We start from the raw sequence: 13,602 nt of genomic DNA on the forward strand, positions 1-13,602 counted from the left end.
GTGAAAGTAGGTCATCGTCAGGCTCTTACAGCCCAAGAAACCCCGTAGCCCAAAGCTACGGGGTTTTTTGCATTGGGCTGTAGGAAAATGGGGAAACAGGCTGAACAGCCAAAACGGACAGCCAAACGAACATCCAAAACGGACATCCCAGAAAAAGAGAGCGCTGACGCGCTCTCTTTTTATTCCTGTCGGGCTTCTTCGTCGCACCCGGATGCAACATCCGGCGCAGTTTCCTGGGGCCAATTCCGCTAGCATTGACGTTAACGTCAACGTCGCATTCCCATGGCCGCCGGCTGTGGATGCTGGCGGACTCTCCAGCCATGTCGACCACCTACACCATCAGCGATCTTGCCAAGGAGTTCGATCTCACGACCCGGGCCATCCGCTTCTATGAAGACATGGGCTTGCTTGAGCCCGAGCGCGCCGGGCCTGGCGGGCGCAATCGCGTCTACAGCGCGCGTGATCGCACGCGTCTTCGCCTGACCTTGCGCGCCAAGCGGCTGGGATTGTCTCTGAACGAAGCCAAGGAGATCATCGATCTCTACGACAGCCCCCGCGACACGGGCGTGCAACTGCGCAAATTCCTGGAAGTGCTGGCTGTGCATCGCCGCCAGCTCGAGGACCGCCTGGCCGATCTGCAGGCCAACCTGGCCGAGGTGCGAGAGCAGGAATCCGAGGCCCGCACTCTGTTGAAACACCTGGATGGGAAAAATGCTTCATAATTGACGTTTACGTAAACGTAATTTGTGAGGCTTGCCTTGACCGTGCTCCGCCTGGAACCTGCCAACAGCGACTTTGCCCGCCGTGTGCGAGACAGTTTTGCACGCCAGGGCGCGATGCACACCCTGGGCGCCGAGCTGTCCCTGCTGGAGCCCGGCGCCGTCGATGTCTGTCTGGCCTGGGCGCCCAGGCTGACGCAGCAGCATGGCTTTTTGCATGCCGGCATGGTTTCCACGGCGCTGGATTCCGCCTGCGGCTATGCAGGGCTGACCCTGATGCCGGCCGACGCTGCCGTGCTCACCATCGAATTCAAGATCAATCTGCTGGCCCCCGCCAAGGGCCAGCGCTTTCGCATGGAAGGCCGGGTGATCAAGCCGGGCCGCACGATCATCGTGACCGAGGGGCGCGCCTATGCCATCGACGAAGGCCGCGAAAAACTGATTGCCACCATGGGCTGCACGCTGATGTGCGTGCAGGGCCGCGATCTGGCCGACTGAGCCGGGCGGCGTTCTTTCACCAAATTTCCACAGGAGACACGAGATGAGCCTTTCCAACCTGCCGGGCCTGAACTTCCAACTGGGTGAGGACATCGACGCGCTGCGCGATGCCGTGCGCGAGTTCGCACAAGCCGAGATTGCACCGCGCGCCGGCGAGATCGACCGCGACGACCAGTTCCCCATGGACCTGTGGCGCAAGTTTGGTGATCTGGGCGTGCTGGGCATCACCGTGTCCGAGCAGTACGGCGGCGCCAACATGGGCTATCTGGCCCACATGGTGGCGATGGAGGAAATCTCGCGTGCCAGTGCCTCGGTGGGCCTGTCCTATGGCGCGCACAGCAATCTTTGCGTGAACCAGATCAACCGCAACGGCAACGAGGCGCAAAAGGCCAAGTACCTGCCCAAGCTGATCAGCGGCGAGCATGTGGGCGCGCTGGCCATGAGCGAGCCCGGCGCCGGCTCGGACGTGATCAGCATGAAGCTCAAGGCCGAGGACAAGGGCGGCTACTTCCTGCTCAACGGCACCAAGATGTGGATCACCAATGGTCCCGATGCCGACACCCTGGTGGTCTACGCCAAGACCGAGCCCGAGCTCAACGCCCGCGGCGTGACTGCCTTCCTGATCGAAAAGGGCATGAAGGGCTTTTCCATTGCCCAGAAGCTGGACAAGCTGGGTATGCGTGGCAGCCATACGGGCGAACTGGTGTTCGAGAACGTAGAGGTGCCGGCCGAGAACGTGCTGGGCGGCCTGAACAACGGCGCCAAGGTGCTGATGAGCGGCCTGGACTACGAGCGTGCCGTGCTGACCGGCGGGCCGCTGGGCATCATGCAGTCGGTGATGGACAACGTCGTGCCCTACATCCATGACCGCAAGCAGTTCGGCCAGAGCATTGGCGAGTTCCAGCTCATCCAGGGCAAGGTGGCGGACATGTACACCGTGCTGCAAGCGGGTCGCTCATTTGCCTATACGGTCGCCAAAAACCTCGATCTGCTGGGAACGGAGCATGTTCGCCAGGTCCGCAAGGACTGCGCCAGTGTCATCCTGTGGTGCGCCGAGAAGGCGACATGGATGGCCGGCGAAGGCGTTCAAATCTATGGAGGTAATGGGTATATCAACGAATACCCACTGGGTCGCCTCTGGCGGGATGCGAAACTCTACGAGATCGGCGCCGGCACCAGCGAGATCCGTCGCATGCTGATCGGCCGCGAGCTGTTCGCGGAGACCTGCTGATCCCGCACCCGCCTGCCGCGCCGTTCTTGAGTTTGACCCAACAAAAGGATTGCTTATGAGCACAACCTCCATCGAAGAACTGTTTGTCCACAACCGCGAATGGGCCCAGCAGATGGAGCGTGACCGGCCCGGTTTCTTCACCGGGCTGTTGTCGCAGCAAAAACCCCGCTACATGTGGATCGGCTGTTCCGACAGCCGCGTCCCTGCGAACCAGATCACGGGCCTGGAGCCCGGCGAGGTGTTCGTGCACCGCAACGTGGCCAACGTGGTCGTGCCCAGCGATCTGAACTGCCTGTCCACCATTCAGTACGCGGTGGACCAGCTCAAGGTCGAGCACCTGATGGTCGTGGGCCACTATGGCTGCGGCGGCGTGCTGGCGGCACTGGAAGATGTGCGAGTGGGCCTGGCCGACAACTGGATCCGCCATGTGAAGGATGTGCGCGACAAGCACCAGGCGCTGCTGGCCAGCCTGTCCCCGCAATGGCGCCACGATGCGCTGTGCGAACTCAATGCCATCGAGCAGGTCATCAATGTGGCGCAGAGCACGGTGATGCAGGATGCCTGGGCGCGCGGCCAGAAGGTCACGCTGCACGGCTGGTGCTATGGCCTCAAGGACGGCCTGATCACCAATCTGCAGATGACCGTGCCCGGTGTCGGCGGCATCGCCAACATCCATGCCGAGGCTGTCGAGCTGGTCGCCAGCCGCCAGCGCGACTGAGCGGCCATGGCAGGCGGGACCCCGGGAGACTTCATGCCAATGCCTGCCCAGGACACCCTGCTTGCCCATGACATCGCGCGGGCAATGATGGATGGCTTCAACCGCCATTACCGCCTGTTCCGCGCCGAATCCGCCCGCGCCAAGCACCGCTTCGAAACCGCCGACTGGCTGGGCCAGCAGCGTGCCCAGCGCGAGCGCATCGAGTTCTACGACCTGCGTGTGCGCGAATGCGTGCGCCGGCTGGAAAAGGAATTTGCGGCGGGCACCCAGCCCATGCCGGTCTGGCAGCAGATCAAGCGCCACTACATCGGCCTCATGGTCAACCACCTGCAGCCCGAGCTGGCCGAGACCTTCTTCAACTCGGTCACCACCAAGATCCTGCACCGCACGCATTTCCACAACGACTTCATCTTCGTGCGGCCCGCCGTCAGCACGGAATACATAGAGAACCAGGAGCCGGCTGCGCGCCCGGCCTACCTGGCCTTCTATCCCACGCGCGAGACGCTGCCGCAGACGCTGCGCGAAGTCGTGGAGCAATTCGCGCTGCAGCGCCCCTTCGAGGATCTGGAGCGCGACATCGCCCGCCTGGCCGAGCGCCTGGAGCCGCAGCTGCAGGCCATGCGCCTGTACGCCAACTTCCAGATCCAGGTGCTGTCCAGCCTTTTTTTCCGCAACAAGGGCGCCTACATCGTCGGCAAGATCATCAACGGCTTTGCCGAGCTTTCCTGGGCCGTGCCCATCCTGCACGGCGACAACGGCCGGCTGGTGCTGCATGCGGCCCTGTTCGGCGAGAAGGACTTCCACGGCCTGTTCAGCTTTGCGCGCGCCTACTTCATGGTCGACACCGACGTGCCCAGCGCCTACGTGCAGTTCCTGCGCAGCCTCATGCCGCGCAAGCCGCGCGCCGAGCTGTACAACGCCCTGGGCCTGGCCAAGCAGGGCAAGACGCTGTTCTACCGCGACTTTCTGCACCACCTGCGCCATTCGCGCGACCAGTTCCGCATCGCGCCCGGCATCAAGGGCATGGTCATGCTGGTGTTCGATCTGCCCAGCTTTCCCTATGTGTTCAAGCTCATCAAGGACCGCTTCGCCGCGCCCAAGGAGATCACGCGCGAACAGGTCAAGGCCAAGTACCGGCTGGTCAAGCAGCACGACCGCGTGGGGCGCATGGCCGACACGCTGGAGTACAGCCTGGTCGCCTTCCCGCGCGAGCGCTTTTCGGATGCGCTGATCGCAGAGATCCTGGAGCATGCGCCCAGCCAGGTCGAGATCAGCGACCGCGACGGCGATGGCCGGCAGGAGGTCATCATCTCCCACCTCTACATAGAGCGGCGCATGGTGCCGCTGAACATGCTGCTGCAGGAGTGCTTCGATGACGGGCTGGACCTGCCGGCACCGCGGCAGCGCCTGGAGAGCGCCGTGATCGAGTACGGCAATGCCATCAAGGATCTGGTCGCGGCCAACATCTTTCCGGGCGACATGCTGTGGAAGAACTTCGGCATCACGCGCGGCGGCAAGGTGGTGTTCTACGACTACGACGAGATCGAATACCTGACCGACTGCCACTTCCGCCAGGTGCCCGCGCCGCGCAACGAGGAGGACGAGCTCAGCGGCGAGGTCTGGTACCCCGTGGGCCCGCGCGATGTGTTCCCGGAAACCTTCGCGCCCTTTCTGCTGGGCAACCCGGCCGTGCGCGAAGTCTTCATGCGCCACCATGCCGACCTGCTCGACCCCGCCTTCTGGCAGGCGCACCAGCAGCGCATCCGCGAAGGCCATGTCCACGATGTCTTCCCCTACGAGCGCAGCCGCTGGCTGGCCTGACCCGTTTTCCCTTTCTTTCACCATCACGACAACCCAGGAGACAAGCATGCAAGACCCCATCGTCATCGTCGGCGCAGCCCGCACCCCCATGGGCGCCTTCCAGGGCGACTTCGCCGACCTCGCGGCCCATGATCTGGGCGGCGCCGCCATCAAGGCGGCCGTGCAGCGCGCGGGCGTGGCGCCCGAGAAAGTGGACGAAGTGCTGTTCGGCAACTGCCTGATGGCGGGCCAGGGACAGGCGCCCGCCCGCCAGGCCGGCTTCAAGGGCGGCCTGCCGCGCAGCACGGGCGCCGTGACCCTGTCCAAGATGTGCGGCGCCGGCATGGAGGCCACCATCCTGGCGCACGACCAGCTGGTCGCAGGCAGCCGCGATGTGGTGGTCTCCGGCGGCATGGAAAGCATGACCAATGCGCCCTACCTGCTCAAGAAGGGCCGTGGCGGCTACCGCATGGGCCACGACAAGGTCTATGACCACATGATGCTCGACGGCCTGGAGGACGCCTACGAGCCCGGCCGCTCCATGGGCACTTTTGGCGAGGACTGCGCCGCCAAATACCACTTCACGCGCGAGCAGCAGGACGCCTACGCCATCGAAAGCGTCAAGCGCGCCCAGGCGGCCACTGAAAGCGGCGCCTTCGCCGCCGAGATCACGCCCGTCACCGTCTCCACGCGCAAGGGCGACGTCACCGTCAGCATCGACGAAGGCCCGGCCAAGGCCAAGCTGGACAAGATTTCCAGCCTCAAGCCCGCCTTCAAGAAGGACGGCACGATCACGGCCGCATCGAGCTCCAGCATCAACGACGGCGCCGCCGCCCTGGTGCTGATGCGCGAGTCCACGGCCAAGGAGCTGGGCTGCAAGCCGCTGGCGCGCATCGTCGCCCATGCCACGCATGCCCAGGAGCCCGAATGGTTCACCACGGCCCCCGTGGGCGCCACGCAGAAGGCCCTCAAGAAGGCCGGCTGGACGGCGGCGGACGTGGACCTGTGGGAAGTCAACGAAGCCTTTGCCGTCGTGCCCATGGCCCTGATGGCCGAGCTGGGCGTGCCGCGCGACAAGGTCAACGTCAACGGCGGCGCCTGTGCGCTGGGCCACCCCATTGGCGCCAGCGGTGCGCGCATCCTGGTCACGCTGCTGCACGCCCTGCAGGCGCGTGGCGGCAAGCGCGGCCTGGCCACGCTGTGCATAGGCGGCGGCGAGGGAACAGCCATGGCGATAGAAATGGTCACCCCCTGAGGCGCTGCGCGCCCTCCCCCTGAAAGGGGGACGACACCCTCGGTGCGGGGCGGCCCTTCCTCGGTGTCTCTGATTTGCATTGCGCCAGTTTTATGGGCAGCGCCACAGACGTCCAGAGAGCTAGACTTGGATCGGCCGATCCGCTATTACTTTGACCTCTCGACCATGATTACCAGCGAAGAACAGTTGCGCAGCCTGTATGCCATGCCGGCCGAAAGGGCCTTGCTCAAGCAGCAGGTGGACCTGGACCGGCACTGCCTGCGCTTCATCGCGCTGTCGCCGCTGTGCATCGTGGCCACGGGGGGCGGGGCGGGCGCGATGATGGATGCCTCGCCGCGCGGCGGCAAGCCGGGCTTCATCAAGGCGCCTGACAACCAGACGCTGCTGATTCCCGATTCGGGCGGCAACAACCGCCTGGACAGCTTCAGCAACCTGATCGCCGATCCGCGCATCGGCCTGCTGTTCATGGTGCCGGGTTTCGACGAGACCCTGCGCGTCAACGGCGTGGCCAAGCTGCGCGACGAGGCCCACTACACGGCGCTGTTCGCCAGCGAAGGCTTCCGGCCCAAGATCGTTCTGGAGATCCAGGTGCAGGAGGCCTATCTGCACTGTGCCAAGGCCCTGATGCGCGCCCGGCTCTGGAAGCCAGAGTCCCAGGTGTCGCGCAACGTCATGCCCTCGGTGAACCAGATGGTCCACCAGCAGATCGGCCTGCCTGCGCCCACCGAGACGCAGGAGGCCATGGTCGAGCGCTACGAAAAGCAGATCGCGGACGAGCAGGGCCGCTGACCGCATTCCATTTGAAAGGTCGAAAGACATGGCAGTCACTCTGGTGTTGGGAGCCTCGCGCGGGCTTGGTTTTGCCTTGGTAGAGGCCTATGCGGCCCGGGGCCGCAGCGTGGTCGCCACGGTGCGCAGCGAGGCCGACCGCGAGCGCGTCGAGGCCACGGGCGCCAAGGTGCTGCTGGTGGATGTGGCCGACCCGGCCAGCGTCAGCGGCCTGGCCTGGCAACTCGACGGCGAGAAGATCGAGCTGGCGCTGTATGTGGCCGGAGTGTGGGATGCCCACAGCTCGGCCACGCCGCCCACGCGCGAGCAGTTCGACCGCGTCATGCACACCAATGTACTGGGCGCCATGCAGGTGCTGCCCCAGGTGGCGCCGCTGGTCGAGGCGGCGGGCGGCGTGTTCGGCCTGTTCTCCAGCCAGATGTCGCTGCTTGCCGACGCCGAATCCGACGCCTGGCTCTACCGCGTCAGCAAGGCTGCGCTCAACATGGTCGTGGCCAGCGCCCAGCCGCAATGGCCGGGCGCCACCGTGGTCGCGCTGGACCCGGGCTGGGTGCAGACCGACATGGGTGGCGCGGCTGCCACCTTCACCGTCGAGCAAAGCGTGCAGGGCCTGGTGCGCACGCTGGCCGGCGTCACGCCGGCCGACCGGGGCCGCATGCTGCGGCATGACGGGCAGCGCATCGCCTGGTAGATCCGACCAGCGCAACGGACAACGGACAACGAAACAAGAATCAGGAGACAAGACATGCTGCTCAACGCAGACCAGGAAATGATCCGTGACGCGGTGCGCGACTTCGTGCGCACCGAAATCACGCCCCATGCCGCACGCTGGGACAAGGAACACCACTTTCCCAAGAACGTGCACCAGGGCCTGGCGGCGCTGGGCGCCTACGGCATCTGCGTGCCCGAGGAATACGGCGGTGCCGGCCTTGACTACCTGAGCCTGGCCCTGGTGCTGGAGGAGATCGCAGCCGGCGACGGCGGCACCAGCACGGTGATCAGCGTGACCAACTGCCCCGTCAACGCCATCCTCATGCGCTATGGCAGCGAGGCGCAAAAGCAGCAATGGCTGGCGCCGCTGGCGCGCGGCGAGATGCTGGGCGCCTTCTGCCTGACCGAGCCGCATGTGGGCTCGGATGCCTCGGCACTGCGCACCACGGCCACGCGCGACGGCAGCGACTACGTGATCAACGGCGTCAAGCAATTCATCACCAGCGGCAAGAACGGCGACGTGGCCATCGTCATCGCCGTCACCGACAAGGCTGCTGGCAAGCGCGGCATGAGCGCCTTCATCGTTCCGACCTCCGCACCCGGCTACCAGGTGCTGCGGCTGGAGGACAAGCTGGGCCAGCACAGTTCGGACACGGCCCAGATCCAGTTCGAGGGCTGCCGCATCCCCGCCGCCAACCTCATCGGCGCCGAGGGCGAGGGCTACAAGATTGCGCTGTCGGCGCTGGAAGGCGGGCGCATCGGCATTGCCGCGCAAAGCGTGGGCATGGCGCGTGCGGCCTTCGATTGCGCGCTGCAGTACTCCAAGGAGCGCGAGAGCTTCGGCCAGCCCATCTTCAACCACCAGGCCGTGGGCTTTCGCCTGGCCGACTGCGCCACGCAGATCGAAGCCGCTCGCCAGCTGATCTGGCATGCGGCCAGCCTGCGCGATGCCGGCCTGCCCTGCCTCAAGGAAGCGGCCATGGCCAAACTATTCGCCAGCGAAATGGCCGAGCGCGTGTGCAGCGCCGCCATTCAGACCCTGGGCGGCTATGGCGTGGTCAGCGACTTCCCCGTGGAACGCATCTACCGCGACGTGCGCGTCTGCCAGATCTACGAGGGCACGAGCGACGTGCAGAAAATTCTCATCCAGCGCGCTCTGGCCTGAGGTCAATCCCCCACGCTGCGGGTCGGGCCGGATGGCCCTGACACCCGCAGGGCTTAGCATGGAGCATCGCCGGCACGGCGCCCGAGAGAGGCGGGCGGCCGTTTCCGGCAGGTTTGTGACCACCTTCGCAGGAGATCCCGACATGCCCATCGCTTCCGTCAACGGCCAGAACCTGTACTACGAGGACACGGGCGGGAGAGGCCCGGTCCTGGTGTTTTCGCACGGGCTGCTCATGGACCACACCATGTTCGCTCCCCAGGTCCAGGCACTGCAGGGGCGCTTTCGCTGCATCAGCTGGGACGAGCGCGGCCATGGCCAGACGGCAGACCCCGCGCATTGCGCCCCCTTCGACTACTACGACTCGGCCGACGACCTGGCCGCCCTGCTCGAGCACCTGGGCGTGGAGCGCGCGGTGCTGGTCGGCATGTCGCAGGGCGGATATTTGTCGCTGCGCTGCGCGCTCATCCACCCCGAGATCGTGCGCGCGCTGGTGCTGATCGACACCCAGGCCATGCTGGAAGACCCCGAGCAGATGCCCCACCACGAAGCGTTGCTGCGCGCCTGGATGGAGCATGGCCTCAGCGACGACATGGCGACCACGGTGGAGCGCACCATCCTGGGCCACGGCTGGAGCGGCGCGGCGGCCTGGCGTGCCAAATGGAGGAAGGCCACGCCCATCAACCTGGGGCAGAGCTTTCTGGCGCTGGCCCAGCGCGATGACATCAGCCCACGCCTGCCCGACATCCATGTGCCGGCCCTGGTCATCCATGGCACGGACGACACCGCCATCGCGCCCGACCGTGCACGCGCCATGGCCAAGGCCTTGCCCAGGGCGCAGTGGGTGGAGGTGCCAGGTGCCGGCCATGCGGCCAACCTCACGCATCCGCAGCCCGTGAACCTGGCCATCGAGCGCTTCCTGGAGCAGCTCGACTGACAGTGGCCGCCGAGCAGGGGGTCAGACCGGCGGATCGCCGTCGTTCTCGCTGTCGCGGCGGCGCAGGACGACGGTGATGCTGCCGTCGGTCTCCAGCGTGGCGCGTTCCACCTCTCTGAGGTGCAGGCAGCCGCCCGCACGCAGCGCGGCCTCGATATCGTCGCGCGTGATGCGTTCCTCGCGCATCAGGTCCTTGTTCAGGTGTCCGTCCCTGATCAGGGCCTTGGCCTTGCCGTCGATGAGCCGCTCCAGCGCGGGAAAGCGAAAGGTCAGCCAGGACAGCAGCAGATGGCACAGGATCAGCGTGGACGCCGAGACCATGCCACCGATCAGCGAGTTGTCCCCGGCATTCATGGAGTTCTGCACCGCATTCGACAGGATGAGCAGCAGTACCAGGTCGAACGGCGCGTACTGCCCCGTCTGGCGCCGCCCCGTCAGCCGAAGGAACACCAGCAAGAACAGGTAGACGGCCACGCCGCGCACCACGAACTCCCACCACGGGACCGACATTGAAAACATGGGCTCTCCTTACAGGCCCGAGGGCCCGCGGTCAGTATCATGGCCCGCCTGTCCTCCATCAAGAACCCGGTCGCAGCAAGGCGGCCGTGACTGACATGCATTCCTGCTCCCGCGCCGTCCTCCCCCAAGTTCCGCAAGTTCCCCAAGTTCCGCAGGGCCAGCCGCTATGAGCGCTGCCGCCACCTCCCCAGCCTGTCCCTGCGGTCTTCAGGATGCCAAGGGCCGTCCCCTGGCCTTCGATGCCTGCTGCGGCCGCTACCTGGACCATTTCGACGACTGCCCCGCGCCCGATGCCCAGGCCTTGATGCGCTCGCGCTACAGCGCCTTCGTGCGCGAGGACGCCGCCTATCTGCTGGCCACCTGGCACGCCAGCCAGCGGCCCGCCTCGCTGGACTTCGAGCCTTCAGCACGCTGGCTGGGGCTGGCGGTCAAGGACTTCCGCAGCACCGGCGAGGACAGCGCCGAGGTGGAATTCGTCGCGCGCTACCGCGTGGGCGGCCGCGCCGTGCGCCTGCATGAGCGCAGCCGTTTCGTGCGCGAAGCCGGGCGCTGGCTCTACGTGGATGGCGACCAGTTCTGAACACGGCGGCGGCCCTGCCGAGCCGCTGTGGAAACTGCAGCAGCGCCAGCGGCTGCTGCTGTCCATCGCATCGCGGGGCTCGTCCGAGGCGGCGGCCCTCATCATCCCCGGCATCGTGGTCTGGCTGCAGCGGCACGAAACGGGCGCCTTCCAGGTGCCGCTGCTGCTGTGGTGGCTGGGCATGGCTTTCATGGCCTGCGTCTTTGTCGGGTTGCGACGCCAGTTGCGTCGGGACCTGGGTGCCGCCGTGCCCTCGGCCGAGTTGCCAGCGCGGCTGCAGCGCTGGGAGCGCGTGATGGGCCGCATGGCCCTGCTCAACGCCGGTTCCTGGGCGCTGGCGATACCGCTGACCCATGGCAGCGGCCATGAATTCCGGCTTTTCATCTACCTGGTGCTGTGCGGCGTCGTGGCCTCGGCCGCCACCTTCCTGGCGCCGGCGGCTGCCGTGTTCAAGCGCTTCTTCGGCGTGCTGTACGGCGCCATGCTGCTGGCCGTGGTCTGGTACTTCCCGAACAGGGGCCTGTACCTGCTGCCGCTGCTCATGCTGTATGGCGCCACCATCGCGCGCCATGCCTGGGGGGCGCGCCAGCTCATGCTGCAGCAATGGGCGCAGGAGCGCGACCGCCAGCTGCTGGCCGAGCGCTACCTGGCCGCCAAGGAGCAGGCCGAACAGGCGCTGGAGGCCAAGAGCCGCTTCCTGTCGGCCGCCAGCCATGACCTGCGCCAGCCCCTGCATGCCCTGGGCCTGCTGGTGGAAACCGCCCGCCAGCGCAATGCCGACGGCGCACTGGCAGGCGTGCTTGACGATGCCCAGGCCTGTGCCCAGTCGCTGGGCACCATGTGCAACGACCTGCTGGACCTGTCGCGGCTGGAGAACGGCACCTGGGAGCTGCGCGCCCAGGTGATGGACCTGCGCATTCTGCTGGGCGATGCCACGCGCCTGTTCGCGGCCGAGGCGCGCCAGCGCGGGCTGGTGCTGCGCTGGCGCGTGGCGCGCGGCATGGACAGCCTGGTGCGTGCCGACGAGGCCCTGCTGCGCCAGATGGTGTTCAACCTGCTGCACAACGCCCTGCGCTACACCCAGCGCGGCGGGGTGCTGCTGGCCGCCCGCGTGCACGGCGGGGGCTGGCGCATCGAGGTCTGGGACACGGGCCTGGGCATTGCTGCCGAAGACCGGCCCCATGTCTTTGCACCGCACTTTCGCGCGCGCTCAGGCCAGGCGGCCCGGCGCGCGGCCCAGCCTGCGGCCGACCACCTGCCCGGCGTGAGCAGCCAGGGCCTGGGCCTGGCTGTCGTGGCCGCAGCCGCGCGGCGCATGGGCGTGGAGCACGGCCTGCTGTCCACGCCAGGGCGGGGGTCCTGCTTCTGGCTGCAACTGCCGTCCAGCCTGAATGTGCAGGCGGCCTTGCCGCAGTCCGAGGGACCGTCCGAGGGACCACAGGCGCAGGCACAGGCGCAGGCGCAGGCCCGGCCGCCCCTGCTCCAGGGCCGGTGCTGGGTGGTCGATGACGATGCGCAGGTGGCGCGGGCCCTGGCTGGCCTGCTGCGCGATTGGGGGCTGCAGGTGGATGTGGCCGCTACGGGCCGCGAGGTGGCCGACTGGCTGGCGGCGGGGCAGCATCCCGATTTCGTGCTGTGCGACCACCATCTGGCCCAGGGCGAGAACGGCTTTGCGCTGCTGCAGAACGTGCTGGCGCAAGCGCCGCAGGCGGCGGGCGCCCTGCTCAGTGGCGAGCCGTCACCGGCGCTGGAGCAGGAGGCGCAGGAACTGGGCTATCTGCTGCTGCGCAAGCCCGTGGACCCGCTGGTGCTGCTGGCCCTGCTTCAGCGCAGACTGGCCTTGGCCGGCGCCTGAACCGTATCGGTCGGCGGTACGGAGGGCGGCAGCTCCAGCGCGATGCCCTGCATGCGCGTGATGGCGTCGATGCGGCTGTGCACGCCCAGGCGCTGCAGGGCGCCCGCCACATGCTCCTTGACCGTGTGGGGCGACAGGTGCAGCAACTGCGCAATGCTGGGATTGGGCAGGCCGCGCAGCACCAGGTCCAGCACCTGGGCCTGGCGCGGGGTAAGGCCCAGCTCGGTCGCCGTCATGCGGATGGCATGTGCGCCGCCGGGCGCCTGTGGCGCCAGCGGGGCGGCGGGGAACCAGGTCTCGCCGCGCAGCAGGGCCGCCAGGGCCTGCTCCAGCACCTGCGGCGGCTGGGACTTGAGCACAAAGCCATGGGCCCCCGCCGCGCGTGCCTTCAGGGCAATCGCGCCATGCGTGTCGCCGCTGGTCATGAGCACGCGGCAGGCGGGCGCCAGCGTGCGGATTTCGCGCACCACGTCCGTGCCCGCGCTGGCACCCAGCCAGAAATCCACGATGGCCAGATGCGGCGATCCCCTGCCGGCCATGCACTGCAGGCCTTCGCCCGCATCGGCCACGGCATGGACTTCGGACAGGCCGAATTGTTTCAGGAACTCGGACACGCCCATGGCCGTCAGCGGGTGGTCGTCGATCACCAGGGCATAGCGCCCCGATTGGAGACAGGAGGAATCGGTCAGGAGGGGATGGCTGTGCATGGTCCGCGCAAAGGCATGTCGAAAGGGCTGGAGCGCCAGGGCGCGCCCGGATACACCTTGCGCACATCGTAACGATTACCCCCCGGCCGGGGGGTGACCGGATGTCGGCCAACTCCCCAAA

14 protein-coding genes are annotated in these 13,602 nt (G+C 66.8%); 12 read left to right on the forward strand and 2 right to left on the reverse strand.

Going from position 1 to position 13,602, the window contains the following annotated elements:
* The first annotated feature begins 320 nt into the window (after window positions 1-320).
* From LGR64_RS00005 to LGR64_RS00050, 10 genes are all read left to right on the forward strand, one after another.
* A complete protein-coding gene (locus tag LGR64_RS00005) occupies window positions 321-722 on the forward strand; it encodes a MerR family transcriptional regulator (RefSeq protein WP_013800379.1) in 402 nt (133 codons plus the stop codon).
* Between the two features lie 36 nt (window positions 723-758).
* Window positions 759-1,217, forward strand: coding sequence for a PaaI family thioesterase (locus tag LGR64_RS00010; protein ID WP_141829046.1), 459 nt, complete (start codon window positions 759-761; stop codon window positions 1,215-1,217).
* Window positions 1,218-1,260: 43 nt separating this feature from the next.
* Window positions 1,261-2,448 (forward strand): isovaleryl-CoA dehydrogenase, encoded by a 1,188-nt coding sequence (locus tag LGR64_RS00015; protein WP_034397421.1) that lies wholly within the window; start codon window positions 1,261-1,263, stop codon window positions 2,446-2,448.
* A gap of 55 nt (window positions 2,449-2,503) precedes the next feature.
* Window positions 2,504-3,166: a carbonate dehydratase gene (gene can / locus LGR64_RS00020; RefSeq protein ID WP_012207787.1), complete on the forward strand. Its 663-nt coding sequence runs from the start codon at window positions 2,504-2,506 to the stop codon at window positions 3,164-3,166.
* A gap of 33 nt (window positions 3,167-3,199) precedes the next feature.
* Entirely contained in the window at window positions 3,200-4,987 is a 1,788-nt protein-coding gene (gene aceK / locus LGR64_RS00025) for a bifunctional isocitrate dehydrogenase kinase/phosphatase (RefSeq protein ID WP_141829044.1), read from the forward strand.
* A gap of 46 nt (window positions 4,988-5,033) precedes the next feature.
* Window positions 5,034-6,221 carry an acetyl-CoA C-acyltransferase gene (locus LGR64_RS00030; RefSeq protein ID WP_013800383.1) on the forward strand — a complete coding sequence of 396 codons (1,188 nt, stop codon included), beginning with the start codon at window positions 5,034-5,036 and terminating at the stop codon, window positions 6,219-6,221.
* Window positions 6,222-6,386: 165 nt separating this feature from the next.
* Entirely contained in the window at window positions 6,387-7,010 is a 624-nt protein-coding gene (locus LGR64_RS00035) for a pyridoxamine 5'-phosphate oxidase family protein (protein ID WP_034397418.1), read from the forward strand.
* Window positions 7,011-7,038: 28 nt separating this feature from the next.
* Entirely contained in the window at window positions 7,039-7,701 is a 663-nt protein-coding gene (locus LGR64_RS00040; protein ID WP_034397416.1) for an SDR family oxidoreductase, read from the forward strand.
* Window positions 7,702-7,755: 54 nt separating this feature from the next.
* Entirely contained in the window at window positions 7,756-8,886 is a 1,131-nt protein-coding gene (locus tag LGR64_RS00045; protein ID WP_034397414.1) for an acyl-CoA dehydrogenase family protein, read from the forward strand.
* A 142-nt stretch (window positions 8,887-9,028) separates the two neighbouring features.
* Window positions 9,029-9,820 (forward strand): alpha/beta fold hydrolase, encoded by a 792-nt coding sequence (locus tag LGR64_RS00050; RefSeq protein WP_141829041.1) that lies wholly within the window; start codon window positions 9,029-9,031, stop codon window positions 9,818-9,820.
* Window positions 9,821-9,841: 21 nt separating this feature from the next.
* Here the strand turns inward: LGR64_RS00050 and LGR64_RS00055 are convergent, their stop codons facing one another.
* Window positions 9,842-10,339 (reverse strand): DUF421 domain-containing protein, encoded by a 498-nt coding sequence (locus LGR64_RS00055; protein ID WP_012207780.1) that lies wholly within the window; start codon window positions 10,337-10,339, stop codon window positions 9,842-9,844.
* A gap of 166 nt (window positions 10,340-10,505) precedes the next feature.
* Between LGR64_RS00055 and LGR64_RS00060 the strand changes: the two genes are divergently transcribed.
* Complete coding sequence (locus tag LGR64_RS00060) at window positions 10,506-10,919, forward strand: YchJ family protein (RefSeq protein ID WP_141829039.1); 414 nt, start codon at window positions 10,506-10,508, stop codon at window positions 10,917-10,919.
* Complete coding sequence (locus LGR64_RS00065; protein WP_141829037.1) at window positions 10,903-12,774, forward strand: hybrid sensor histidine kinase/response regulator; 1,872 nt, start codon at window positions 10,903-10,905, stop codon at window positions 12,772-12,774. Before LGR64_RS00060 ends, LGR64_RS00065 begins: the two co-directional genes overlap by 17 nt.
* Here LGR64_RS00065 and LGR64_RS00070 read toward each other — a convergent pair.
* Entirely contained in the window at window positions 12,744-13,481 is a 738-nt protein-coding gene (locus LGR64_RS00070) for a response regulator (RefSeq protein WP_141829035.1), read from the reverse strand. The two genes, LGR64_RS00065 and LGR64_RS00070, sit on opposite strands and share 31 nt — an antisense overlap.
* Between the last annotated feature and the right edge of the window lie 121 nt (window positions 13,482-13,602).

Origin of the sequence: Delftia sp. Lp-1 (assembly GCF_020523835.1) — a bacterium.
GTDB classification, from domain to species: domain Bacteria; phylum Pseudomonadota; class Gammaproteobacteria; order Burkholderiales; family Burkholderiaceae_C; genus Comamonas; species Comamonas acidovorans.